This window comes from Sphingomonas sp. GC_Shp_6, assembly GCF_026540835.1.
In the GTDB taxonomy this organism is placed as follows: Bacteria; Pseudomonadota; Alphaproteobacteria; order Sphingomonadales; family Sphingomonadaceae; genus Sphingomonas.
The window spans coordinates 238,573-262,931 of the sequence record NZ_JALNUO010000003.1 but is presented as its reverse complement, the minus strand read 5'-3'; the positions used below and the strand labels follow the sequence as shown (position 1 = coordinate 262,931).

Here is a 24,359-nt window from a genome sequence, read left to right as displayed (position 1 = left end):
CGTGACCATCATCGACCCCATCGGCACAGCGCGGCGGCTGCTGCTCGCCTGCGCCGGGGCGGCGCTCGCGACCGGCGTCGCCCGGGCCGACCCCGCGCCGTTCGATCTCGCCGGCCCCTCGCTCCGCGTCTCGGTCGGGCGGGACGGGGTGACCTTGCCCCTGTCGGAGACGCCCAATCTCGCGGCGGGCGACCGGTTGCGCATCGTCGCCGATCTGCCGGCCGGGCAGGCGGCGCGTTACCGCATGGTGCTGGCGTTCCTGCGCGGCGCCACCAATCCGCCGCCCAAGGGCTGGCTGATCGACGCCCAGACATGGAAGCCGAAGGATGCGACGATCGACGCCGTCGTTCCGACCGGTGCCGAACAGGCGGTCGTCCTGCTGGTGCCCGAAACGGGCGGTGCGCTGGGCGCGGTGACCGCGGCGATCCGCGGGCGGCCGGGCGCGTTCGTCCGGGTGTCGCAGGTGTTGAACCAGTCGATGCTGGACCGGGCTCGGCTGGCGGCGTTCGTCGACGGCATCCGCGGGCTCGGCCCGGCCGAACTGGCGGAAACGTCGCCGCGGCTCGCGCAGAGCCTCGCGGTGAAGCTCGACACGGATTGCCTGCTGCGCCAGCCCGATGCGCGCGCCGCCTGCCTGACCCAGGGCGGCGACGCGGCGGTGCTGGCCGACGGCCAGACCAGTTCGATCGCGCAGACCCTGGCGGGTGCGCCCGCCGATGTCGCCATGCAGCTCAGCTCGACCCCGCAGGCGGGGCTCGGCTATTACAGCCCCTATATCGGCGTCATCCGCGACGTGGCGCGGATCCTGGGTGCGTTCCAGTCGGCGCAGCTTCAGTTCATCCCGGCGCTGAGCGTGCAGCATGGCGGATCGACCGCGCTGCTGCTGAACGCCGTCCCCTCGTTCCGCAAGCCGCAATCGGTGCTGGTCGCGGCGCTTCCGGGGATTGCACCGGCGGCGCCGCCGCCGCTGGTGGCCAAGGACGATGCAGCCTTGTGCGCGACGCAGCCCGCGCCGGTGCTGCGCGTGGCTGGTGCGCCGCTGGTGTTCGCCACCGCCTATGCGCGGAACATGGCGCTGCGGCTGAGGACCAAGGCCGGCGCCACGATCGACCTCCCCGTCGAGGCGCAGGCGGCGAAGGGCGGCTATGTCGTCGATTCCGCCGGGCTCGCCGGCAAGACGCTCGATCCGGTGATGGAGGGGGTGCTGCACGGATCCTGGGGGTTCGGCACCTTCGACGGCCCGCGCTTCCGCCTGGTCGCCCCCGCCGGGCGGACCTGGCAGGTGGTGGACGGCGGCTCGCTGGTGGTCGGCCGCGAGACGCCGCTGCTGCTGTCGGGCAGCGCCGCCGCCTGCGTCGCGGACGTGTCCATCGGGGACGGCGATGGGCACCGCCCGGTCGCCTGGACGGCGCAGGGCGAGGACCATCTGGCGCTGAAGGTGCCGCTGACGGACGCGCAGCCGGGGCCGGTGACGATCGCCGTGCAAAGCCACGGGGTCGAGGCGCCGCAGCGGATCGTGCTGCGCGCCTATGCCGAGGCGGGCCGGATCGCGGGCTTCGTGATCCATGCAGGAGATCGCGCCGGGGTGCTCGAGGGGACGCGCCTCGATCAGGTCGCGCGGCTGGAGCTGGGCGGTGTGGCGTTCGAGCCCGGCAGCCTCGACCGGGTCGCCGGCACCGACCGCCTCGCGATGTCGACCGATTTGGCCGCGGTCGGCGCGCTCCACGTCGGCGACGTCCGGGTGGCGCGTGTCGTGCGCCGCGACGGGCGCGCGGTGGAGGTGAAGATCACGATCGCCCCGCCCCGCCCGCAAGTTGTGCTGATCGGCACCACGGTCGCGCGAACCGGTGCGCCGGCGCCCGTGCCGACCACGCTCCAGGGTGCGGAGCTGATGCCGCAGGACGGACGGCTCACCTTTTCGCTGAAAGGCGAGGGGGCCACGCGGTTCTCGGCGAGCGACACCGTGGAGCTGATGGCCGCCACGACGGGGCAGACGGTCACGCTGCCGCTGCATCTCCAGGACGCCGGGGTGGCGATCGGCGAGTTGGATGCCCGGGCGGCGTTTGGCGGTTCGGCCTATGGGCCGATCCGGTTTCGCGTGGTTCAGGCCGACGTCGCGGGCGACTGGCAGCCCCTGACGACGCTGGTGCGCATGCCCCGGCTGGAGGCGCTTACCTGTCCGGCCGCGGGCGGCGCGTGCGTGCTGAAGGGCGCCGGACTTTATCTGGTGCGCGAGATCCGCACGTCTTCGAACAAGGCCGCAGCCGGTGATCCGCCGACGCAGGTGCCCGACGGATTCACGGGCTCGACCATCGCAGTACCGCGCGCGCCCGGCGGACGGTTGTTCCTGACACTTCGCGATGCGCCGGACGCGATCGTCGTGATCGGCGGACCGCGCCCTGCGTCCTAACGCGATCGTCGGCGAAGGTTCGACCCTTTTTCCCCCTTTGCGGCGGACAGTTACCCGTTCGACACAGTTTTCGAGCAACGGGTATGCCCCTGTCATGCGGTTGTCATCCGATCTTCATCTGGCGTGGCCCAAAGCACCGGCAAAGGCACCGAATGATCGGGCCCGGGAGGATGATGATGACGGTTCGAGGAAATCTTCGCGCAGCAGGATCGGCCATGGCGCTGGTGGCGGCAGCGATCGCCGCGCCGGCCTTCGCGCAGTCCGCCGCGAGCCCTGCGCCGCAGCCGGGGGATCAGCCCGCCGCCGCCGCCACCAACACGCCGCAGGCGGCAACCGCGAACGGCCCGGCGAGCGTCGACGACATCGTCGTCACCGCGCAGAAGCGCAGCCAGAGCCTGCAGGACGTGCCGATCGTCGTGACGACGGTGAGCCACCAGTTGCTCCAGGATGCGGGCGTCAAGGACATCAAGGATCTGGCGTTGCTCGCCCCCGGCCTGCTCGTCACCTCGACCAGCAGCGAGGCCTCGACCACCGCGCGAATTCGCGGAATCGGTACGGTCGGCGACAATCCCGGCCTCGAATCCTCGGTCGGCATCGTGATCGACGGCGTCTACCGTTCGCGCAACGGCGTCGGCTTCGGCGATCTGGGCGATGTCGAGCGGATCGAAGTGCTGAAGGGGCCGCAGGGCACGCTGTTCGGCAAATCCGCGACGGCCGGCGTCATCAACATCATCACCGCGCTGCCGCAATTCACCTTCGGCATGGATGCCGAGCTGACCGCGGGCAATTACGGCGCGATGGGCGGTGCGGTCGAGGTGACCGGCCCGGTGAGCGACAAGCTGGCCGCGAGCCTCTATTTCGCCGGCCGCGAGCGCGACGGCTATTTCGACGTGAACACGGGCGCGGGGCCGCGCACCAAGAGGGACGACACCGACCGTCATTTCTACACCTTCCGCGGGCAGCTCCTCTACAAGCCGACCGACACGCTGACGCTGCGCCTGATCGGCGACGTGTCGCGCCGCGACGAGCATTGCTGCATCGCGGTCATCACGCGCGCCAGCCAGGCACCGGCACCCAACCTCGCCAACAATCTGGTCGCGGCACTGGGCGGCAACGACGGAAACCCCGCCACGCCTTATGACCGCAACGCCTATTCGAACCGCGACGATCGCCAGCGGACGCGCGACCAGGGTGTGTCGCTCCAGGCCGACTGGCAGGTCGGGCCGGGAACGCTGACGTCGATCACCGCCTATCGCGACTGGAAGATCACCGGCGGCTTCGATGCCGATTTCTCGACCGCCGATCTCGATTACCTGCCCGACAATGACAGCAATTCGAGCCAGTTCCGCACCTTCAGCCAGGAACTCCGCTATGCGGGCACGTCCGGCAAGCTCGACTATCTCGTCGGCGGGTTCTTCTCCAACGAGAAGCTGCGCCAGAACACTAGCGTGCTTGTCGGCAGCCAGTTCACGCCCTATCTCAGCCTGCTCTTCTCCTCGCTGGTCGAGGGCAAGCCCGATCCCACCTTCCTGCGCACGGGGCTCACCTTTCCGTTCGTCGGCGGCGTGAACTATGCCGCCGATTCGGGATCGGTCGATCGCTATCGCCAGACCGACGACACCTATGCGATCTTCACGAACAACACGCTGCACCTGACCGACAAGCTCGATTTCAACGTCGGCCTTCGCTACACGTGGGACGACAAGTCGCTGAACACGGCGAGCACCAATATCGGCAGCGGCGCGGGTTGCGGCGCGGCCAATGCGGCCTTCGGGATTCTTGCGCGGGTCAATCCGGCGGCAGCGGCGCAACTGGCCGCCGTGAACGGCACACTCTGCCTGCCGTTCCTGAGCCCGGGCTACAACAACTTTACCGACTATCAGTCGGAGAATGAGCGCAACCTGTCGGGCACGGCCAAGCTCGCCTATCGCTTCAGCCGTTCGCTGCTCGTCTATGGTTCCTATGCGCGCGGCTACAAGGCCGGCGGGTTCAACCTCGATCGCGTCGAATGCACCGTCGGCCAGCCCGGCTGTGCGCCGGGCAGCGCCGCGGTGAACACGCCGATCACCAACACCGGTTTCCCGAAGGAAACCAACGACTCGTTCGAGCTGGGCCAGAAGGCGACGCTGTTCAACCGCAAGGTGCTGTTCAACACGACCTTGTTCTACCAGAAATATGCCGGCTTCCAGCTCAACACCTTCAACGGGCTGGTGTTCGTGGTGGATTCGGTGCCCCATGTCGTCAGCAAGGGGATCGACACCGATTTCGTTTGGTTCGCGACCAACCGGCTCAATCTGCAGGGCGGCGTGACCGTGGCGGATACGCGCTATCACCTGTCGTCGAGCGAACTGGCCGATCTGGTGCTGCGGACGGACTTCCAGGGCGGTGCGCGGTCGCGGCTGTCGCTGGCACCGCTCTATTCGGCGTCGCTGTCGGGCACCTACACGCAGCCGATCGGCGAGACCAAGCAGTTGCGCCTCACGATCGGTGCGAAATACTCGTCGGGTTACAACACCGGATCGGATCTCGATCCCGGCAAATACCAGACGGGCTATACGCTGACGAACGGCCGGCTGGGCTTCGGTCCGACCGATCACCGCTGGAGCGCCGAGGTCTGGGTCGAGAACATGTTCGACACCAACTACAAGCAGGTGGCGTTCGACTCCGGCTTCCAGAACGTGCCGACCAACGCGACCGGCGTGCTGGACGCGTTCCTGGGCGCACCGCGCACCTTCGGCGGCACGCTGCGCTTCCACTATTGACGATCAGGTGCGGTCGGCGGGTTCCCCGTCGGCCGCCATCGTCTCGGCGGGAGACTGGGGCGGGGTCATGCCGCGGTGGATGCGGACCCCCGCCGTCATCCATGCGCCGGTCTCCGGCATCGCCGCCGCGTGTTCGCGGTGGATGGTGACGCCGGCCTGCTGCACCAGATCCATGGGGAACGCGGCCTCGGGCGTGAAGGGCGCCGGGGCGCTGCCGCCGGTCGCGGGCTCGAGGCCCGAATAGCCTTGGTGGAACGACAGCGATCGGGCGAGCGCATCGTGCCAGCGATAGAAGATATGCGCGCCGATGCTGCCGATCCGCGACAGGCTGGGCGCCCACCAGGGTGAGACCGCCTGAGTGTGGTAGAAGACGGCCGCGCCCACCGGAGCATAGACGCTGCCGGACAGCGCCGCTTCCGCCACCGCGCGCGCGCGTTCCCATGCGTGCGGTTCGCGGCGCGCCATCAGCGCACCGTCGCAGGTGAAGGTGAACTGACACCCCGACGAGCGGGTGCCGCGCTGATAGACCACCCCGCACACGCTTTTGGGGAACGCGCGGTCGCGCACCCGGTTTAGCACCACCTGCGCCACCGCGCGCTGGCCGTCGAGCGGCTCCGATCTCGCCTCGTAATAGACGGCCTGGGTCAGGCAATCGGTCGCGCGGCTCGCGTCGTCGGCGCTGCGGGCGGCGGCGAAGAAGGGCGGGGCGGAGGCGATGCGCGCGGCGAAGCGGGGCGTGGCGGTAGCGGCAGCGAGCACGGCGTCGTCGGGCACGCGAAGCGCCAGTGCCTGCAGCAGCGACCGCGAGTCGAGCGCCCGCGGCCGGGTGGAGGCGACCGTCCGCGCCGCGTGCTCCGACGGCACGCACGACGTGACGACGCCGAGGGCGCTCACGAGCAGGAATTGTCTATACATCATGCCCGCGCCTGTCGCCGCCGAAGCGCCGACCATAGGAGCGGCTGGTTAGCGGCCGGTTAAGCCGGATCGGCGGCCGGGCGCTCCGCCGTTAACCTTTCTAAACAGAAGCTGAACGATGATGTTCAGCGGCGATTGCGGCCGTCCGGCTAGGAACGGCGGCAAGGTTCTTGCGGATGTTCGAACGCGAGCTTTCGCCCTGTTTTCAACAGCGTGCCTTCAACAGCCGAACGGTACGCGATTATAATATATGACAAATAACGACCGGCTTGGACCTTTCGCCCATCACTTGGGTTAAGCGCGGGCAGCGAGGAGCATGGCATGGCGACGATGGTGGTCCCGAGCGGGGGTGGTGACGCTGCGGGGACGAAGGGGGGCGACACGAAGCGCGCCACTCGCGCGCTTCAGGCGCTGAACTTCAGCATGGCGGACATGCAGGCGGGCATCGGCCCGTTCCTGGGCGTGTTCCTGCAGCAGCGCGGATGGCAGACCGGGCCGATCGGCACGGTGATGACCGCGGGCGGCGTGGCCGGGATGCTGATGACTGCGCCCGCCGGTGCGTTCATCGATCACACCGAGAAGAAGCGCTGGGTCGTCGTCGTCACCGGCATCTGTACGGTGCTCGCGTCGTTCCTGATCCTGTGGTCGCAGACCTGGACCGTGGTGACGATCAGCCAGGTCGCGACCGCGATCGCCGGTGCCGCCATCGGCCCCGCCGTCGCCGGCATGACGCTCGGCATCGTCCGGCAAAAGGGTTTCAACGCGCAGAACGGGCGCAACCAGGCGTGGAACCACGCCGGCAACATGGTGGGCGCGGGGCTTTCGGGCTGGCTCGGCTGGAAGTTCGGCATGCCGGCGATCTTCTATCTCGCGGCCGGTTTCGGCGTGCTCGCCATCATTTCCGTCCTGTCGATCCCCGAGCGCGCGATCGACCATCGTGCGGCGCGCGGGCTGGAAGGCGAGGGCGGCGACGACGACGCGGGCGGCAAGGCGGAGGGCTTCAAGGTCCTGATGCGCAACAAGCCGATGCTGATCCTGGCCGCGGCGCTCGCCTGTTTCCATCTCGGCAATGGCGCGATGCTGCCGCTGTACGGGCTGGCGGTGGTAGGCGCGGGCAAGGGCAATCCCGCGATGTTCACCGCCATGACCGTCGTCGTCGCGCAGGCGGTGATGATCGTGACGAGCCTGATCGCCATGAAGGTGGCGGCCGGCCGGGGCTATTGGCTGGTGCTCCTGATCTCGTTTGCGGCGCTGCCGCTGCGCGGGTTTCTCGCCGGAACCTTCATCGAATATTGGGGCGTGTGGCCGGTGCAGGCGCTCGACGGGATCGGTGCCGGGTTGCAGAGCGTCGCGGTGCCGGGGCTCGTCGCCTGCCTGCTCAGCGGCACCGGCCGCGTAAACGTCGGGCAGGGCGCAGTGATGACGGTGCAGGGCGTTGGCGCCAGCCTGTCGCCCGCGATCGGCGGGTGGCTCGCGCAGGAACTGGGCTATCACGTCGCCTTCTTCATCCTCGGCAGCTTCGCGCTGGCCAGCCTCGCGCTGTGGATCGGTTTTGCCGGCACGCTGCGCCCGGCCTGTTCGCCCAAGCACGACGGTGACGGGGATGGCGATGGCGGGGAGCCCCAGCCGGAGGCCGCGCGATGACCGCGACGATCGCCTGGGTCCATGTCGGAGACCTCCACATCGACGAGGCCGATGGCTGGCAGAGTCTCGATCGGCTGGAGACCATCGTCGGGCAGGTGAACACGCGGATCGGCCGGGATGCCGATTTCGTGTTCCTGCCGGGCGACAACGCCAATCATGGCACGCCGGAGCAATATGCGCGGATGATCGAAGCGCTCGCGCCGCTCGACCGGCCCTGGCGCGCGATCCCCGGCGATCATGATTTCGAACCGCACGATCTGATCGCCTACGAGGCCGCGATTCCGCCCGCGAACCGGCCCGAGGCGGAAACGATCGGCGGCTATCGCTGCGTGTTCCTCGACATCGTCGGCGACGGCGCGGGCGGCCCCGATTTTCGCGTGACGATGCACCACCGCAACCGGATCCGCGAGGAACTGGCGCGGGCCGAGGCGGCCGGGCAGATCCCGCTCGTCTTCATGCACGCCTATCCCGGCGATCTCGCCGCCGATGGCGACGAGATCGCGCGCACCTTCGCCGATGGCGGCGTGGCGTTCGTCGATACGGGGCACACCCATTATAACGAGCTGCTGAACGACGGCCGCACCGTCTATGGCGCGACTCGTTCCACCGGGCAGATCGAGGAGGATGACGGCCGGCCAGGCTTCACGATCGTCTGCCTCCACGGCCGCGTCCCGAGCTGGCGATTCCGCCGGCTGGATGACGCCTGGCCGCATGTCCAGATCGTCGCCCCATGCGACCGGCGGCTCGTGACCCGGCCGTCCGACTCCCATCAGGTGCCGCGACCGGGGCCGGTGACGATCGTCGCCAGGCTCTTCGGCGCCGGCCCGGACGCGGCGGTGTCCGTGTCGATCGACGGCGGCCCGGCCGCCACGATGACTCTGGTAGACGGCGCCTGGCAGGCGGAAACGATGCTGTCGGAGGGCTTGCGGCGCGTCGAGGTGGCTTGCGGCACCGCGCGCGATCGGATCGAGCTGCTGGTGCGGGACGTGATGGACATTCCCAAACGCCGGCCGCTGGTGGCGCCGGGGATCGACTGCCACGCGGTGGGTGCGTGGCCCGAGGCCGGGATCGATGGATCGCAGCGCGGCCCCAACAAGAATGGCGGTGGCTGGTGACCTTGGCGACGGGGGCGACATGGGCCATTGCCGGCCTGTCCACGGCAGGCGTGATCGGCCGGCCGATGCGCTGGCCCGAATGGATCTGGGCGGTCGCCGGTGCGGTGCTGCTGGTGGTCGCGGGCCTGATGCCGATCGGCGCCGCGGGCGACGCGATCGCCAAGGGGCTCGACGTCTATCTGTTTCTCACCGGCATGATGCTGCTGAGTGAAACGGCACGCGAACATGGCGTCTTCGACTGGGTCGCGGCCACCGCGGTCAACGCCGCCAACCGGTCGCGGCCGCGGCTCTGCGCGCTGGTCTATGCGACAGGCGTTATCGTCACGACCTTCATGTCGAACGACGCGACCGCGGTGGTGCTGACGCCCGCGGTGTTCGCCGCCGCCAAGAAGGCCAAGGCCGAGCCGCTGCCGCTGCTCTTCGCCTGCGCGCTGATCGCCAACGCGGCCAGTTTCGTGCTGCCGATCTCCAACCCCGCCAATCTCGTTCTTTATGGGGGCCATATGCCGCCACTCGGCCAGTGGCTCGGATCGTTCGCGCTGCCGTCGCTCGCCTCGATCGCCGTCACGTTCGTGGTTCTGCGCGTGATCGAACGCAAGCGGATCGCGGGCGAATGCGAATGCGACGTGGAGCGCGAGGCGCTGTCGCGCGGCGGCAAGCTCGCCTTTGCCGGGATCCTGCTGACGGCGATACTGCTGGTGGCGATGTCGGCGCTGGACCAGCAGCTTGGCCTGCCGACCGCTTTGGCGGGCATCGCCACCGCACTCGCGGTATCGGCGATCGCGCGCCGCTCGCCGATCGATCTCGTGAAGAGCGTCTCGTGGGGCGTGCTGCCGCTGGTCGCCGGGCTGTTCGTGCTGGTCGAGGCGCTGGACCGGACCGGCGTGATCCGGATGGTGGCCGATGCGATCCGGCACGGCGCGCAGGATCCGACGCGAACCGCGGCGGTGGCGGGCACCGTGCTGGCGTTCGGATCGAACCTGATGAACAATCTGCCCGCGGGGCTGATCGCCAGCACGGCCGTGCTTCAGGCGCAGCCGCCGCGGCTCGTCACCGATGCGCTGTTGATCGGGGTCGATCTCGGACCCAATCTGTCGGTGACGGGCTCGCTCGCGACGATTCTCTGGCTCCAGGCGATCCGCCGCGAGGGCGAGAACGTCACCTTCGCCGCATTTCTCAAGGTGGGCGCCGTCGCGATGCCCGCCGCGCTCCTCGCCGCGCTCGGCCTGCGGCTTCTGATCGGCTGAACAAGGAAATCATCGCATGAACGCTGCCTGGGCCTATCCTTTCATCTTCGCTGCCGGCATGTTGCAGGCGGTGGGCGCGGCCATGGGCGGCGAGCTCAACAAGTCGCTGCAGAACCCATGGCTCGCCACCTCGGTCTCGTTCATGCTCGTGCTGTTCGCGACGGTCGCGCTCTTCGCGTGCATGCCGCGCCCGCTGCCGACTGTCGGCGACTTCGCGTCGATGCCGTGGTGGGCGCCGCTGGGCGGCATCGTCGGCGCGGTCGCGGTGTTCGCCGGCTTCCTGCTGATCCAGAAGCTGGGGGCGGGGCCGGTCAACGGGATCACCATCACGGCCAATATCCTCGCCAGCCTCGCCATCGATCATTTCGGGCTGCTGCGCATGGAACAGCATGCGATGAACCCGTGGCGGGCGCTGGGCGCGGTGCTGATGGTGGCCGGCGTGACGCTGATCGCCAAGTTCTGATCGGCGTTAATCTCCCTGAAAAAATCCCAATGTCCGGCTGGCCGGGCCTTTTGTAACACAACTGACTTCGGTTCTTCCTAACGCCGCCACAAAGGTACTGGCCTTAGGGGGACCGACACATGACCAATCTTCGCAAACGGGCATTTGCCCGTTCGATGGCGCTCGGCACGAGCACGCTGGCGTTCTGCTTCGCACCCGCCGGTGCGCACGCCGCGGACAAGCCGGTGGCGTCCGGCGCCGAAGTCGCGCGCGACACGTCCGTGCCCGCGCCGCTCCCGGCCGCCGAGGATCCCCAGACGCGCGGCGATGGCATCGCCGAGGGTTCCGACATCGTCGTGACCGCGACGAAGGCGAACGTGATCGCGCCCGTCACCGCGTCGCTGAAGACCACGCAGCCGCAATCGATCATCTCGCGCAGCTTCATCGAGGATTCGCTGCCCGCGACCGCCGATTTCAACCAGATCGCGCTCATCAGCCCCAGCGTGTCGAACACCGGATCGGCCAACGGCATCGGCCTGTCGGAATCCAAGGCGCAGATCCGCGGCTTCCAGGACGGCGAATACAACGTCACCTATGACGGCGTGCCGTTCGGCGACACCAACGATCCGACGCACCATTCGAACACCTTCTTCCCGTCGAATACGGTGGAGACCGAGATCATCGATCGCGGCCCCGGCAATGCCAGCCAGCTCGGCCAGGCGACGTTCGGCGGCAATTTCAACCTGTTCAGCCGCGCAACGCGCGAGAATGCCGGCGCCGAGTTCAAGGGCACTTATGGCAGTTTCGACACCTATCTGCTGCGCGGCCTCGTCCAGACCGGCGCGATCGACGCGCTCGGTGGCACCGAGATGGTGTTCAGCGGCCAGCACATCCATTCGAACGGCGCGCGCACCTACAGCCCGTTCAATTCGAACAACGTCTTCGGCAAGATCGTCATCCCCGTGGGACCGTCGGCGCGGTTGACGATCCTCGGCACTTATAACGAGAACACGTTCAACCAGCCCGACAATGACGGCGTAACGCTCGGCCAAGCGGCGCTCTACGGCAAATATTTCAGCCTCAACAACGATCCGAACACGCAGGATTATTATGGCTACAACCACACGCACAAGACGACCGATTTCGAGCTGGTGAAGTTCGAGGCCGAACTCGCCCCGCATTCGGTGTTCGAGAACCGCGCCTATACCTACAGCTACGACAACGAGACGCTGTCGGGCAACGACGTGACGATCTTCGGCACGGCCTTCCCGACGGCGACGGGTCAGGCCACCGCAGCGCAGGTGGCGGCGGCGGTGACGGCGGCGAACGTGGTGACGATCTCGCCCGCGGCCGGCGCGACCAAGGCGGTGACCGGCGCTGGCGTGCCCGGCTATACCAAGACGAACAAGTACCGCGTGTTCGGCGACATCGCCAAGACGCGGATCGATTTCGGCTTCGGTGCGATCACCGCGGGCGCGTGGCTCGAATTCTCGAACACCTATCGCCAGCAGCGCGACGTGAACCTCGTCAACATGGCGCCCAACTATATCGAAAAGGCGGTGACCAACCCGGCGACGGGCGCCGTCACGCCGCAGAACGTCAAGTTCGACCAGAAGAGCGAGACGAACCACACCGAGGAGTTCGTCGAACTGGAGCTTCGCCCGATCGACGGGCTGACGATCACGCCCGGTTACAAGCATGTCGATTTCCAGCGGCGGATCGATGCGCTCTACAACCAGACGACGCGCTATGCGCAGTCGCAGCGCAACGACTACGTCGCCGACCTGCCGTTCGCGACGATCAACTACGCGATCACGCCGGGCCTTTCGGTTTATGGCCAATATGCCAAGGGCTTCCTCGCGCCGCCGCTGAGCGTGCTTTACGTCGCCAATCCGAGCCTTTCGACCGTGGAACCCGAGCGCTCGACCAATTATCAGGCCGGCGCGGTCTATCACGGCCAGAATCTCAGCATCGACGCCGATGTCTACAAGATCGATTTTAAGAACAAGTTCGCCTCGGTCACCTCGGCGACGCCGGGCGTGGGCGTCGTGTATTTCAACCAGGGCGCGGTGACCTACAAGGGCGTCGAGGGGCAGGTGACCTATGCGCTGCCACGCGGCTTCGCGGTCTTCGCCAACGGTTCGCGCAACTATGCCAAGACCGACAACGCCGGGGCGCCGCAGCAGCAGGTGGCCAAGGCGCCCGAATGGACCGCCGCCGGCGGCCTCCTCTACAAGAGCGGACCGATCCGCTTCTCGCTGATCGACAAATGGGTCGGCCACCAGTGGTTCATCGCGCCGCCGGGCACCACCGGCACGAGCTACGACAGCCCCGTCTATCAGAGCAAAGGCTATAACACCGCCATCGTCTCCGCGCGGTACGACATCGGGCCGGTCCGGCTGGGCATCGAAGTCACCAACCTGTTCGACTCCACGCGCGTGACCAGCATCAGCCAGGGCAAGGGCGTGACCGATCCGGTGTCGAAAGCGACCGTCTATCCGTACGACCAATATATCTTCCAGGTCGGGCGCGCCTTCACCGGCGACATCACGGTGACGTTCTGATGAAGTCCCTGGCGTTGCTCGCGATCGCGCTGGCCACCATGGCGGCGGCCAAGGAGCCCAAGGAGGTGTCGCTGCTGGCCGCATCGGATCTCGATCCGGCGCTGGTGCTGCCGCCGCCGCCCGCACGCGACAGCGTGCAGGCGATGGCGGAACTGGCCGAGCTTCGCACCGCGGAACGCACGCGCACCGCGGCGCAGGCGGAAGCGGCCAAGGCGGAGGGCGAGATCAAGGATGCCTCGATCTTCGCCGCCGCGATCGGGCCGGGCTTCGATCTCACCCGCCTGCCCGCCACCGCGCGGCTGATGGCGCTGGTGCGCGCGACCGAGAAGGCGGTGACGGCGCGCGGCAAGGACGAGTTCCGCCGTCCACGGCCCTGGGTGATCGATCCCCGGCTCGCCACGTGCAAGCGCAGCGAGGGCGAGCCGCTCTCCAGCTATCCGAGCGGCCACACCACCAGCGCCTATGCCTATGCGGGCACGCTCGCCCGGCTGTTCCCCGATCGCGCCGCACCGATCCTGGCGCGCGCCGCCCGCTATGCCGAGACGCGCATCACCTGCGAGCAGCATTTCCGCAGCGACGTGACCGCGGGGGAAGCGCTGGGGTTGCTCGTGGCCGAACGCCTGTCGGGCAAACCCGCCTTTGCCACGGCCTATGCTGAAGCCGCGGCCGAACTTCGTGCGAACCGGCTCATCCCCTGAGGGGATGCGCTTGGTCAGATGGACCGAAAGATCGCGACTGCACCATGACCAAGTCGTAGAAAAACCTGGCTTGGTGACCCCTACGGGAATCGAACCCGTGCTTCAGCCGTGAAAGGGCCGCGTCCTAACCGCTAGACGAAGGGGCCTGCGCCGGTGGATGCGACTAGGGCCAAGGGCGGGGACGGTCAAGCGCTCAATCGGCCCAGGCGGCGTCTTCGACGTGAAGTTCCGCGGTGGCGCGGCCGGACCAGAGATCGACCTTGGCGCGGCCGGCGAGCCACAGGCGGCGGTGCGGCGGTGCGCTGAGCAGCGCCTGGCCGAGCGGCGTCTCACCCGCGCGGAACGCCACCGTCTTCAGGCTGCGCCCGTCGTCGCCCGCCACGATGGCGCGGACATGGCCGCCCTGGCCGACCAGATCGGCCTTCACGACGCGCACCGGCCCGGCGGCGATGCGCGGTGCGGGCCAGCCCATGCCGTAGGGGCCTCCCGCGTCCATCGCCTCGACCAGTTCGGGATTGACGCCGCCGGGCGCCATGACCGCGTCCACCAGCAGCGCCCGATCCTCGCGCGCGCGGTCGACGGCGTCGGCCAGCCGCGCCTCGAGGAAATCGGCGAACGCCGCCACCCGGTCGGCCGCGATCGTCAGCCCCGCCGCCATCGCATGGCCGCCGCCGGCGACCAGCAGGCCGTGCTCCTTGGCGGCCAGCACGGCGGCGCCCAGATCGACGCCCGCGATCGATCGGCCCGATCCCTTGCCGATGCCGTCCTCACCGAGCGCGATGACGATCGCGGGGCGGCCGAGCCGTTCCTTCAGCCGCCCCGCGACGATGCCGATCACGCCGGGATGCCAGCCCGCTCCGGCCACGACACGGACGCGGCGTTCGCCGTGCGGGTGCGCATCGGCCGCGTCCTGCACCACCCCCTCGATCGCGCGGCGTTCCTCGTTCAGCCGGTCGAGCTCCGCGGCGATCGCGCGGGCCTCGTCCGCGTCCGGCGTGGTGAGCAGCCGGACGCCCAGGTCCGACCGGCCGACGCGCCCGCCTGCGTTGATCCGCGGGCCCAGCGCGAAGCCCAGATCGGTCGCGGTCGGCGCGCGGGTGAGCCGCGACGCCTCGACCAGCGCCGCCAGCCCGAGGTTGCGGCCCTGCGCCATGATCTTCAGCCCCTGCGTGACGAAGGCGCGGTTGAGGCCGCGTAACTGCGCCACGTCCGCCACCGTGCCGAGCGCGACCAGATCGAGCAGGTCGAGCATGCGCGGCTCGGCCCGACCGGTGAAATGGCCGCGCGCGCGCAGCGTGCGGACGAGCGCCGCGCCGAGCAGGAAGGCGACGCCCACCGCCGCCAGATGGCCGTGCGCGGCGCCTTCGTCCTCGTCCAGCCGGTTGGGGTTCACCAGCGCGTGCGCATGGGGCAGGGCGGCGGCGCATTTGTGGTGATCGACCACGATCACGTCCACCGGCGCCAGCCGCGCGGCTTCCAGCGCATCGAACGCCTGTGCGCCGCAATCGACCGTCACGATCAGCGACGCGCCTTCGCGCGCGAGGCGCACCATGACCTCGGCGCTGGGGCCATAGCCTTCGGTCAGCCGATCGGGGATATAGGCGGTCGCCGCGATGCCCAGATCGCCGAGCAGGCGCAGCATCAGCGCCGCGGACGTCGCGCCATCCACGTCGTAATCGCCGAACACCGCGACCGTCTCGGCCGCCTGCACCGCATCCGCCAGCCGTTCGGCGGCGCGGTCCATGTCGCGGAAGATCGACGGATCGGGCATGAAGCCGCGGATCGAGGGGGTGCGGTGGAGCGCGAGCGCCTCGCGCGGGACGCCGCGGGCGAGCAGGATCTGCGTGACCAGATCGTCGGGCGTGAAACCGCCGTCGCGGCCGTCGGCGGAGAGCGCCCGCCAGCGCCAGGGCTGGCCGAGAATGGATTGCGTAATGCCGAGGACGTTCACAAGGGGAGCGCCTACCGGATCCAGTTCTCCTCGCGAAACCATTTCGTCACGATATATTTGACGCCGCTGACGACGGGCATGCCCTCGTGGATCGTCAGCGTGTTGGGGCCGCCATCGGCGCGCATGTTGTTCCAGGCGAGCAGCAGGCCGCGCTTGGGCGACACCTTGATCCCCGCCTGCGGAAACCAGGTGGCGCCGCCCTCGATCACGTCGTTCAGATAGATCATCGCCGTCCAGGTGCGCTGGCCGCCCACCTTCTGCATATCCTTCCAATAGGCCTCGCCCTCGTGGAAATAATCATGGTGCGCGCGGAAATGCTGGCCGGGGGCGTAACGCTGGCCCTGCATCGTCTCGCCCTTCAGCGGATCGATGCCGAGCAGCTGCGCGATGCCCTCGTCGATCGGGCGGACATCGGGGGACCAGCGATCCATGTCGCAGCTTTCGCTGGTGCGAAAGCCTGGCTCGGCATGCGTGGCGAGCAATGTGGAGGGACGGCGGCTCGCGTCGATCATCGCCATCAGCCGCTCGCACTGCGCGGCGTCGAGGAAATCGTCGTGGTGATAGAATTGGATGCCGTCGATCGGCATCCGGACGGCGCCCGGCGTCGCATCCAGCCGCTCGGCGACCTGGAGCCCGGCGAATTGGCGCAGCTTCGACAGCGCGCCCTGCTTCTTGGCGAAGAATTTCATGATCGCCCGATTCTGCCGATTCCGGCGCGAAAGGCAACCGGGTCCGGCAGGGCAAGGGCGGCTCCGGCGCGCCACGCGCCGGAGCCGCGATCGACCTACCAGAAGATGTCGTACACCGCGTCGACCACATAGCCGCTGCGCGTGTCGACCAGGAGCGCGTCGTTGTAATAGCGCACCCAACGATAGGGGCCGTAGGCCGGCGGAAGGCGATAGGCATAGGGATTGCCGATCCAGTAATTGCCGCCGAACAGGCCGTAGCCGAGCGTCACGCCCACCGAGAAGCGGCGATACCCGCCATGCCAGCTCGGCGGCGCATAATAGCGCGGCAGGCGGAAGGCGCCACGATTCTGGTTGCGATAGCCGCCGTAATTGTAGCGCTGATCGCCGCGCCAACCGCGGTTCCAGCCGCCGCGGCCGTCGTCATGGCCGGCATAGCCGCCTTGGCCGCCGCGCTGCTGGCCGCCATAGCCGGGCTGGCCGCGCCCGGCATAATTGCCCGGGTTGCCGTAGCGGCCGTTCGGGCCGCCCTCGTCGCCGCGCCCGCCATAGCCGCCATGATCGTTGCGCCCGGCATAGTTGCCGGGGCCACCGCGATCGAAGTTCTGCCGGTTCTGATCGCGATTGGCGTCATACCCGCCGCGTCCGCCCTGACCGAAGTTCGGCTGGCCGGGCTGGCCGGGCTGGCCCTGGCGAGAGGCGTCGCGGCCGCCCTGCTGCTGCACCTGCACGCCCGCCTGAACCTGCCCCTGCGCGCGCGGATCGCCCTGTTGCGGGCCGCGGCGCTGCTGCCCGTCGGGGCGCTGGCCGTGCGGGCGCTGGTCGGGGCCACGCTGGTCGGGTCCGCGCTGATCGGGGCCACGCTGTTGGCCGCGATCGTCGTTCGGCGCCTGCTGGGCGTTCGCCGCGGCGGGCACCAGGGCGGACGCCGCCAGCAATGCGCTCGTGATCCATTTCATCATCACCGTCATCCTTGTTCGCCGGCGCACGAGCCGGCCCCGATAATGCAACTCCTATGCCGTGCCGCCGGCGAACCGAAGCTGAACCCGATCGTCAGCGACGCGAAAGAATGTGGGCGAACGATGATCGCCGCGGCAGGTCAGGTCAGGTCAGGTCAGGGCGCTGGCGGCGGCGTCAGCGCGGGGACGACGCGGGCGGCGTCGGCGGGGTCGATGCCGGGGCGCGCGCCGGCCGGGATGATCTCCTCGCCCCGCGCCGCGCGGCCGGCGCGCTGGATCGCCTCCACCAGGCGGGGATAGATGCCGCAGCGGCACAGATTGGTGATCTGCGCGCGAATCGTTTCCTCCGACGGGTCGGCCTCCCGGCGGAGCAGGATCGCGGCGGCCATCACGATGCCGGGAATGCAGAAGCCGCATTGCGTCACGTTGCCCGCGATCAGCGCCAGTTGCACCGGATGCGTGCGCTCGTGACTCAACCCCTCGATCGTGGTGACGGTGCTGCCCTCGATCCGGCCGATCGGCACGCGGCAGGATCGCACCGCCTGGCCGTCCACATCGACGGTGCACGCGCCGCAATGCCCCGTCCCGCAGCCATATTTCGCGCCCGTCAGGTTCGATGCGTCGCGCAGCGCCCAGAGCAGCGGTGTCGCGGGATCGAGCCGGTATTCGACCGGCTGGTTGTTGACGGTGAAGCGGGTCATGACGCGGACGGTCATGCCCGCGAAACGCGCTGTTTCCAAGGCGGCGATTGCGGGCGCGCGGTGAGGAGCGGACAAGGGGGCATGACGCTTCCCACGCTCTTCGTGCCGCATGGCGGCGGCCCCTGTTTCTTCATGGATCCGCAGGGTGGTCCGCCCGACCCGATGTGGCGGCCGATGCAGGCCTATCTGGCGGAGCTGATCGCCACCTTGCCCGAACGGCCGCGCGCGATCCTGCTGGTGTCGGGCCATTGGGAAACCCCCGTCATCACGCTCAACACGGGCGACGGTCAACCGCTGCTCTATGATTATCATGGCTTTCCCGAGCATACCTATCGGCTGCGCTGGGATGCGGGCGGGGCGCCGGACGTCGCGCGCCGGGCCGCCTCGCTGCTCGAAGCCGCGGGCCACCCGATCGCCGAGGATGCGACGCGCGGCTGGGATCACGGCGTGTTCGTGCCGATGATGGTCGCGGTGCCGGATGCCGACATCCCACTCGTCCAGATGTCACTGCGCTCCGATCTCGATCCCGCCGCGCACATCGCGACCGGCCGGGCGCTGGCGCCGCTGCGCGACGAGGGTGTGCTGATCGTGGGATCGGGCATGAGCTTCCACAACATGCGGGCTCGCGGGCCTGCGGTGACAGCACAGGCCGCGTCATGGGACGCGGCGCTGACCGCGGCGGTGACGGACCCCGATCCGGCGTCGCGCGCCGCGCGCGTGGCGGCATGGGAGGACCTGCCCCAGGCCCGGTTCGCGCATCCCCAGGCGGAGCATCTGCTGCCGCTGATGGTCGCGTTAGGCGCGGGCGGCGATGACCGCGCGGTGCACGATTTCCGCGGCGTGGTGATCGGCTGGGTGGTGTCGGACTACCGCTTCGGCTGACCGGCTCAGTTGCGCCAGCTCGTGTCGCGCCGATCGACCAGTCGCACCATCGCCTCGAAATCCGCCTTGCCAACACCGCCGGGGATCGCGACCTTGCCGAGATCGCGCTGGTGGACGGCGATCACCTCGGGTGGCACCTCGATCGGCGTGCCCATCGCGTTGGTGGCGAGCTGGATCTCGCACGCGCGCTGGAGCGACCAATGTTTCAGGAACGCCTCGGGCAATGTGCGGCCCATTACGAGGATGCCATGGTTCTTGAGGAACATCACGCGCTTGGCGCCGAGATTCTCGATCAGCCGCTCGCCTTCTTCGGAGCGCACGGTGACGCCCTCGAAATCATGATAGGCGATCTGCCCGGCGAAGTTGCACGCATAGAAATTGGTGGGGCGCAGGCCGCCCTCCACCGCGCTGACCGCCATGCCGGCGGTGGTGTGCGTGTGCATGATGCAATGTGCATCGGGCAGCCGCGCATGGAACAGCGCATGCTGGGTGAAGCCCGCGAGGTTCACGGGGTAGGGGCTGTCGTCCAGCTTGTTGCCGTCGATGTCGATCTTGACGAGGCTGGAGGCGGTCACCTCGCTGAAGTGCAGCCCGAACGGGTTGATGAGGAACGCGTTCTCCTCGCCCTCCAGCTTCACGGTGATGTGGTTGTAGATCATCTCGGACCAGCCGAGCATGTCGAACACGCGGTAGCAGGCGGCAAGCTGCTGGCGCGCCTCCCATTCGGATGCGGACATGGACGCATTGCGAAGGACGGCGGTGGCCATGGCGTTTTCTCCGATTTCTCTCCGCCTCTGGTATCGCACGGTCGCGGGCGGGGAGCAACTCGCGGGCGTTGCATGGGGTGGCCGCGAGCGCCTATGCTCGGCGAAACTTTCTTGGGGACAGCATGCAGATCGAGAGCAAGCCGGCGGGCGCCGCCACGCGCGACACGCAAGGGGGCTATGACGCGCCCGACCTGCGCGTGTTCGTGTTCGCGCTGTTCTTCATCTTCGGCGGGATCACGTCGCTCAACGACGTGGTCATCCCGAAGCTGAAGGAGCTGTTCACGCTCAACTACACGCAGGCGATGCTCGTGCAGTTCTGCTTCTTCACCGCCTATGCGCTGATCGGCATTCCCGGCGCGCGGCTGGTGAAGCGGATCGGTTATATGCGCGGCGCGGTCGCGGGGCTGGTCACGATGCTGGTCGGATGTCTGCTGTTCATCCCGGCCTCGCGCAACGGGATCTACGGGCTGTTCCTGCTCGCCCTCTTCGTGCTGGCGAGCGGCGTGGTGATCGTGCAGGTCGTGTCGAACCCGCTCGTCACGTTGCTGGGCAAGCCGCAGACCGCGTCGAGCCGACTGACCTTCGCGCAGGCGTTCAATTCGCTCGGCACGACGATCTTCCCCTTCGTGGGCTCGATCGTCATCCTCGCGCCGCTCGCCGCCAAGACGGGCACCGTCGTTCAGCCCTTCTGGGACGTGACGCGCGTCGTCGATCCGAGCTGCGGGGGTCAGGGGCCGGTGGGCGGCGCGGTGCAGACCACCGCCTATCGCATCGCCGAATCGCAGACCGTCGCACATGCCTATACCGGCCTGGCGATCGTACTGGCGATCATCGCCGCGGTCGTCTGGCTGCTTCGTAACCGGCTGAAGGGCGAGCGGCACGAGGTGACCGATCTCGCGTCGAGCATCGCGCTGCTGAAGCGGCCGCGCGTCGCGTTCGGGGCGCTGTGCATCTTCCTCTATGTCGGCGCGGAGGTGTCGATCGGCTCGACGCTCGTCAATTATCTGCGGTCGAGCCACACGCTGTGCCTGACCGGCGAATCGGCGGGCAAGCAGCTCCTTTTCTATTGGGGCGGTGCGATGATCGGGCGGTTCATCGGCTCGGCGGTGTTGCGCGTCGTCAACCCCGGCAAGGTGCTGGCGGGCACGGCGGTGGGCGCGATCGCGCTCGTCCTGATCTCGATCGCGACGACGGGTGGGGTGTCGGCCGACACGCTGCTCGCGGTGGGGCTGATGAATTCGATCATGTTCCCGACGATCTTCTCGCTCGCCAGCGAGAAACTCGGCCAGCGTGCTGCCGACGGTTCGGGGATCATCAACGTGGCGATCTTCGGCGGGGCGGTCGTGCCGCTCGTCACCGGCGGCGTCGCGGACGCGGCCGGCCTGACGGTCGCGCTCTTGATCCCGGTGGTCTGCTACGTCGTCATCGCCGCCTTCGGCCTGTATGCGCGGCGGCCGGCGCCCGACTATGCGGACGCCTGACCGGGCCTGAACGCCGCCTGTTCGGCCGGCGTTCAGCCTGGGCGGATCACAGCGGAGCCGTCCACCCGCCGGAGCTTCCCGATGCGCCTTCTCTCCGCAACGCTCCTGTCGCTGGCCGGTGGCGTCGCCTCCGCGCTGCTCCTGCCGGCGGCCACCGCACAGCACGGGATCCGCGCACCGCTGACCGAGGCGGATTCGGGCGGCAGCTTCTCGGTGCCGCGCGGCACGGTGGTGACGGTGACGCTGAACCGCGCCGCGGGCACAGGGTATCTGTGGCGCTATGTCGCCCGGATCGGCATCCTCCCGGTGAATGCCCGCACGGCGCCGGGCGGGGCGGAGCAGCCCGGCGGTGCCGAGGCGCAGATCTTCCAGTTCCGCACCGTCACCCCGCAGTCCGAGGCGGCGTTCGCGCTGGCGCGACCCTGGGAAGGGGACAGGCCGGCGGCGAAGACGGTGCGTTACGCCTTCACGGCCGATCCGCCGCGCTGAGGCGGGGATCGGCGCGTCGCTCAGAAGGCGGCGATGCCGGTGATCGCGCGGCCCAGGATCAGCGCATGGACGTCGTGCGCGCCTTCATAGGTGTTGACCGTTTCCAGGTTCATCATGTGGCGCATCACCTGATATTCGCCCGAAATGCCATTGCCGCCATGCATGTCGCGCGCGTCGCGGGCGATCGCCAGCGCCTTGCCCACATTGTTGCGCTTGACGAGGCTGACCATCTCTGGCGCGAACCGGCCCTCGTCCATCAGGCGCCCGACGCGCAGCGACGCCTGGAGGCCAAGCGCGATCTCGGTCTCCATATCGGCCAGCTTCTTCTGGTAGAGCTGGCGCCCGGCGAGCGGCGTGCCGAACTGCTTGCGGTCGAGCCCATATTGCCGGCTGGCCGCCATGCAGAACTCCGCCGCGCCCATCGCGCCCCAGGAGATGCCGTAGCGCGCGCGGTTGAGGCAGCCGAACGGCCCCTTCAACCCCGACACGTTCGGCAGCAGCGCATCCTCGCCCACCTCGACCTCGTCCATCAGGATCATGCCGGTGATCGAGGCGCGCAGCGACAGCTTGCCCTCGATCTTCGGCGTCTCGATGCCGTTCATACCGCGTTCCAGCACGAAGCCGCGGATCGCGCCGCCATGCTCGTCCGATTTCGCCCAGACGACGAACACGTCGGCGATCGGTGCGTTGGAGATCCAGGTCTTCGCGCCAGAGATCCGGTATCCGCTCTCGGTCTTCACCGCGCGCGTCGTCATGCCGCCGGGGTCAGAGCCCGCATCGGGCTCGGTCAGGCCGAAACAGCCGATCCATTCGCCGCTCGCGAGCCTGGGCAGATAGCGGTGGCGCTGCGCCTCCGAGCCATAGGCGTAGATCGGGTACATCACAAGGCTGGACTGGACCGACATCATCGACCGATAGCCCGAATCGATCGCCTCCACCTCGCGCGCGACCAGGCCGTACGCGACATAGCTGGCGCCGACGCCGCCATATTCCTCCGGGATGGTCGGCCCCAGCAGCCCCAATTCGCCCATCTCGCGGAAGATAGCCGGGTCGGTATGCTCGTTCTGGAACGCCTCGATAATCCGCGGCGCGAGCCGGTCGCGCGCATAGGCCTTGGCCGTATCGCGGATCATCCGCTCGTCGTCGGACAGTTGGTCGTCGAGCAGGAATGGATCCGCCCAATCGAAACGCGCCATACCGCTCATGCGAAACTCTCCTTGCCGGCCACGGCCTTGGCCGATTTCCGGGCGTACGCCAACCCCTACAGCCCGGTGCGCACGTTCAGCAGATCGGGAAAGAAACGCTGTTCCACCACGCGCGCCAGATAGGGCACGCCCGCGGTGCCGCCGGTGCCGGGCTTGAAACCGATCACGCGTTCCACCGTCTTCAGATGGCCGAACCGCCAAAGCTGGGTGTGATATTCGAGATCGACCAGCTTTTCGGCGAGCGCGTAGAGATCCCAATAGCGATCGGGTTCGGCATAGACCGCCGCCCAGCAGCGCTCGACATCGGACGAGGCTTCGGCGGGTTGGCAAACGTCGCGGGCGAGCCGCGCCGCCGGCACCGGCAGCCCGCGCCGCGCCAGCAGCGCGACCGCCTCGTCATAGAGGCTAGGCCGCGCCAGCTCCGCCTCCAGCCGCGCCTGCACCGCGGGCTCGTCGGCGAAGACGCCGACCATCTGCGCGTTGCGGTTGCCCATGACGAATTCGAGCATGCGATACTGGTCCGACTGGAAGCCCGAACTCGCGCCCAGGCTGCCGCGCATCGTGGCGTAATCGGCGGGCGTCATGGTGGCCAGCACCTCCCACGACTGGATGAGCTGCGCCTGGATCCGGCTGACCCGCGCCATCATCTTGAGCGCGGGCGCCACATCGTCCGCCGCGATCCGCGCGCGCGCCTCGCCCAGTTCGTGGAGGCACAGTTTCAGCCACAATTCGGAGGCCTGGTGGATGGTGACGAAGAGCAACTCGTCATGCGTCCCGCTCGGCGTCGACTGGCAGTCGAGCAGTTCGGGCAGGCGCAAATAGCGGCGATAGGTGAGGGCGGTCATGGCGTGGGATCTAGCACGAAGTGGAGGAAGTGGAGGCACGAACGCCGTTTCCACTTCGCTCGCGCCTCATCCTTCCACCAGCGTGAGCACGTCGATCATGGCCCGTCCGTCGCCGCGCGCGACGACGGCCAGATCGGCGACCAGATGGCCGCGCAGCGCGAACTCGGCCTTGGGCAGCGCGTCCAGCCATGCCGCCGCATCCGCCTCGAGGGCCAGCACCACCCGGTGGCGCGTGCCGGTAAAGGTCGCGCTCGACCAGGGTCGCGCCGCCAGCGATTCGATCGCGACGGTGCATCCCGCCGCCGCGGCGCTCGCCCGCAGCGCACGGAGGAGCAGCGTTCCCGCATCGACCGGGCCGATCCGATCCATCCTCATGCGCGTGGCCCCTCGATGAACGCTTCGATTCGTGCGACCAGGTCGGGCCCGGGCTGGCGCCCGCGGCGCAGGTCGCCGACGAGCCGCGGGTCGTTCGCCGCGAGCCGGCCGAAGCGCGTCACGGGCATCGCCGTGTGCCGCAGATAACGGTCGATCTTGATGATGATGGACATGGGGAGCCTCGCTGATTCGCCATCGATGTTCCCGAAATGTTCCGGCCT

21 protein-coding genes and 1 tRNA gene are annotated in these 24,359 nt (G+C 68.6%); 11 read left to right on the top strand and 11 right to left on the bottom strand.

Annotation, left to right across the window (positions count from 1 at the left end):
* Window position 1: 1 nt before the first annotated feature.
* Both OXQ95_RS05720 and OXQ95_RS05715 read left to right on the top strand, forming a co-directional pair.
* A complete protein-coding gene (locus OXQ95_RS05720; protein ID WP_267380498.1) occupies window positions 2-2,410 on the top strand; it encodes a hypothetical protein in 2,409 nt (802 codons plus the stop codon).
* 215 nt (window positions 2,411-2,625) lie between these two features.
* The gene (locus tag OXQ95_RS05715) at window positions 2,626-5,172 is read left to right on the top strand and encodes a TonB-dependent receptor (protein ID WP_267380496.1); all 2,547 of its coding nucleotides are present in this window, start codon (window positions 2,626-2,628) and stop codon (window positions 5,170-5,172) included.
* 3 nt (window positions 5,173-5,175) lie between these two features.
* Here OXQ95_RS05715 and OXQ95_RS05710 read toward each other — a convergent pair whose 3' ends face one another.
* Entirely contained in the window at window positions 5,176-6,090 is a 915-nt protein-coding gene (locus tag OXQ95_RS05710; RefSeq protein ID WP_267380494.1) for a cell wall hydrolase, read from the bottom strand.
* Window positions 6,091-6,408: 318 nt separating this feature from the next.
* Between OXQ95_RS05710 and OXQ95_RS05705 the strand changes: the two genes are divergently transcribed.
* From OXQ95_RS05705 to OXQ95_RS05680, 6 genes are all read left to right on the top strand, one after another.
* Window positions 6,409-7,731: an MFS transporter gene (locus OXQ95_RS05705; RefSeq protein WP_267380492.1), complete on the top strand. Its 1,323-nt coding sequence runs from the start codon at window positions 6,409-6,411 to the stop codon at window positions 7,729-7,731.
* Complete coding sequence (locus tag OXQ95_RS05700) at window positions 7,728-8,846, top strand: metallophosphoesterase (RefSeq protein ID WP_267380491.1); 1,119 nt, start codon at window positions 7,728-7,730, stop codon at window positions 8,844-8,846. Before OXQ95_RS05705 ends, OXQ95_RS05700 begins: the two co-directional genes overlap by 4 nt.
* Window positions 8,843-10,093: an arsenic transporter gene (locus tag OXQ95_RS05695; protein ID WP_267380490.1), complete on the top strand. Its 1,251-nt coding sequence runs from the start codon at window positions 8,843-8,845 to the stop codon at window positions 10,091-10,093. The genes OXQ95_RS05700 and OXQ95_RS05695 overlap by 4 nt, the downstream gene beginning before the upstream one ends.
* 16 nt (window positions 10,094-10,109) lie before the next feature.
* On the top strand, window positions 10,110-10,556 hold the full coding sequence (locus OXQ95_RS05690) for a DMT family transporter (protein ID WP_242095398.1): 447 nt from the start codon (window positions 10,110-10,112) through the stop codon (window positions 10,554-10,556).
* A 119-nt stretch (window positions 10,557-10,675) separates the two neighbouring features.
* Window positions 10,676-13,099, top strand: a complete 2,424-nt coding sequence (locus OXQ95_RS05685) for a TonB-dependent receptor (RefSeq protein WP_267380485.1) — start codon at window positions 10,676-10,678, stop codon at window positions 13,097-13,099.
* On the top strand, window positions 13,099-13,797 hold the full coding sequence (locus OXQ95_RS05680) for a phosphatase PAP2 family protein (protein ID WP_267380483.1): 699 nt from the start codon (window positions 13,099-13,101) through the stop codon (window positions 13,795-13,797). Before OXQ95_RS05685 ends, OXQ95_RS05680 begins: the two co-directional genes overlap by 1 nt.
* A 71-nt stretch (window positions 13,798-13,868) precedes the next feature.
* Here the strand turns inward: OXQ95_RS05680 and OXQ95_RS05675 are convergent.
* The 5 genes from OXQ95_RS05675 to OXQ95_RS05655 form a co-directional block, all read right to left on the bottom strand.
* Window positions 13,869-13,943: transfer RNA gene (locus tag OXQ95_RS05675), tRNA-Glu, on the bottom strand.
* A gap of 47 nt (window positions 13,944-13,990) precedes the next feature.
* The gene (gene recJ / locus OXQ95_RS05670) at window positions 13,991-15,790 is read right to left on the bottom strand and encodes a single-stranded-DNA-specific exonuclease RecJ (RefSeq protein WP_267380481.1); all 1,800 of its coding nucleotides are present in this window, start codon (window positions 15,788-15,790) and stop codon (window positions 13,991-13,993) included.
* Complete coding sequence (locus tag OXQ95_RS05665) at window positions 15,760-16,437, bottom strand: 2OG-Fe(II) oxygenase (RefSeq protein ID WP_267380479.1); 678 nt, start codon at window positions 16,435-16,437, stop codon at window positions 15,760-15,762. The genes recJ and OXQ95_RS05665 overlap by 31 nt, the downstream gene beginning before the upstream one ends.
* A 95-nt stretch (window positions 16,438-16,532) precedes the next feature.
* Window positions 16,533-17,396, bottom strand: a complete 864-nt coding sequence (locus OXQ95_RS05660) for an RcnB family protein (RefSeq protein ID WP_267380477.1) — start codon at window positions 17,394-17,396, stop codon at window positions 16,533-16,535.
* Window positions 17,397-17,548: 152 nt separating this feature from the next.
* A complete protein-coding gene (locus OXQ95_RS05655) occupies window positions 17,549-18,094 on the bottom strand; it encodes a (2Fe-2S)-binding protein (protein ID WP_242095912.1) in 546 nt (181 codons plus the stop codon).
* Between the two features lie 81 nt (window positions 18,095-18,175).
* Between OXQ95_RS05655 and OXQ95_RS05650 the strand changes: the two genes are divergently transcribed.
* Window positions 18,176-18,976, top strand: coding sequence for a class III extradiol ring-cleavage dioxygenase (locus tag OXQ95_RS05650; RefSeq protein ID WP_267380476.1), 801 nt, complete (start codon window positions 18,176-18,178; stop codon window positions 18,974-18,976).
* Window positions 18,977-18,981: 5 nt separating this feature from the next.
* Here OXQ95_RS05650 and OXQ95_RS05645 read toward each other — a convergent pair whose 3' ends face one another.
* Window positions 18,982-19,743 (bottom strand): class II aldolase/adducin family protein, encoded by a 762-nt coding sequence (locus tag OXQ95_RS05645; RefSeq protein ID WP_242095458.1) that lies wholly within the window; start codon window positions 19,741-19,743, stop codon window positions 18,982-18,984.
* A gap of 122 nt (window positions 19,744-19,865) precedes the next feature.
* Here OXQ95_RS05645 and OXQ95_RS05640 point away from each other — a divergent pair, with 122 nt between their 5' ends.
* Together OXQ95_RS05640 and OXQ95_RS05635 are read left to right on the top strand one after the other, a co-directional pair.
* The gene (locus OXQ95_RS05640) at window positions 19,866-21,224 is read left to right on the top strand and encodes a sugar MFS transporter (RefSeq protein ID WP_267380474.1); all 1,359 of its coding nucleotides are present in this window, start codon (window positions 19,866-19,868) and stop codon (window positions 21,222-21,224) included.
* Between the two features lie 81 nt (window positions 21,225-21,305).
* Entirely contained in the window at window positions 21,306-21,713 is a 408-nt protein-coding gene (locus tag OXQ95_RS05635; RefSeq protein WP_267380473.1) for a protease inhibitor I42 family protein, read from the top strand.
* 20 nt (window positions 21,714-21,733) lie between these two features.
* Here the strand turns inward: OXQ95_RS05635 and OXQ95_RS05630 are convergent, their stop codons facing one another.
* The 4 genes from OXQ95_RS05630 to OXQ95_RS05615 all read right to left on the bottom strand — a co-directional run bounded on the left by OXQ95_RS05630 (window position 21,734) and on the right by OXQ95_RS05615 (window position 24,311).
* Window positions 21,734-22,918, bottom strand: a complete 1,185-nt coding sequence (locus OXQ95_RS05630) for an acyl-CoA dehydrogenase (RefSeq protein ID WP_242095461.1) — start codon at window positions 22,916-22,918, stop codon at window positions 21,734-21,736.
* Window positions 22,919-22,974: 56 nt separating this feature from the next.
* On the bottom strand, window positions 22,975-23,763 hold the full coding sequence (locus OXQ95_RS05625; RefSeq protein WP_242095462.1) for a tryptophan 2,3-dioxygenase family protein: 789 nt from the start codon (window positions 23,761-23,763) through the stop codon (window positions 22,975-22,977).
* Between the two features lie 66 nt (window positions 23,764-23,829).
* A complete protein-coding gene (locus tag OXQ95_RS05620; protein ID WP_267380469.1) occupies window positions 23,830-24,138 on the bottom strand; it encodes a hypothetical protein in 309 nt (102 codons plus the stop codon).
* Window positions 24,135-24,311, bottom strand: coding sequence for a hypothetical protein (locus OXQ95_RS05615; protein ID WP_242095506.1), 177 nt, complete (start codon window positions 24,309-24,311; stop codon window positions 24,135-24,137). The genes OXQ95_RS05620 and OXQ95_RS05615 overlap by 4 nt, the downstream gene beginning before the upstream one ends.
* Between the last annotated feature and the right edge of the window lie 48 nt (window positions 24,312-24,359).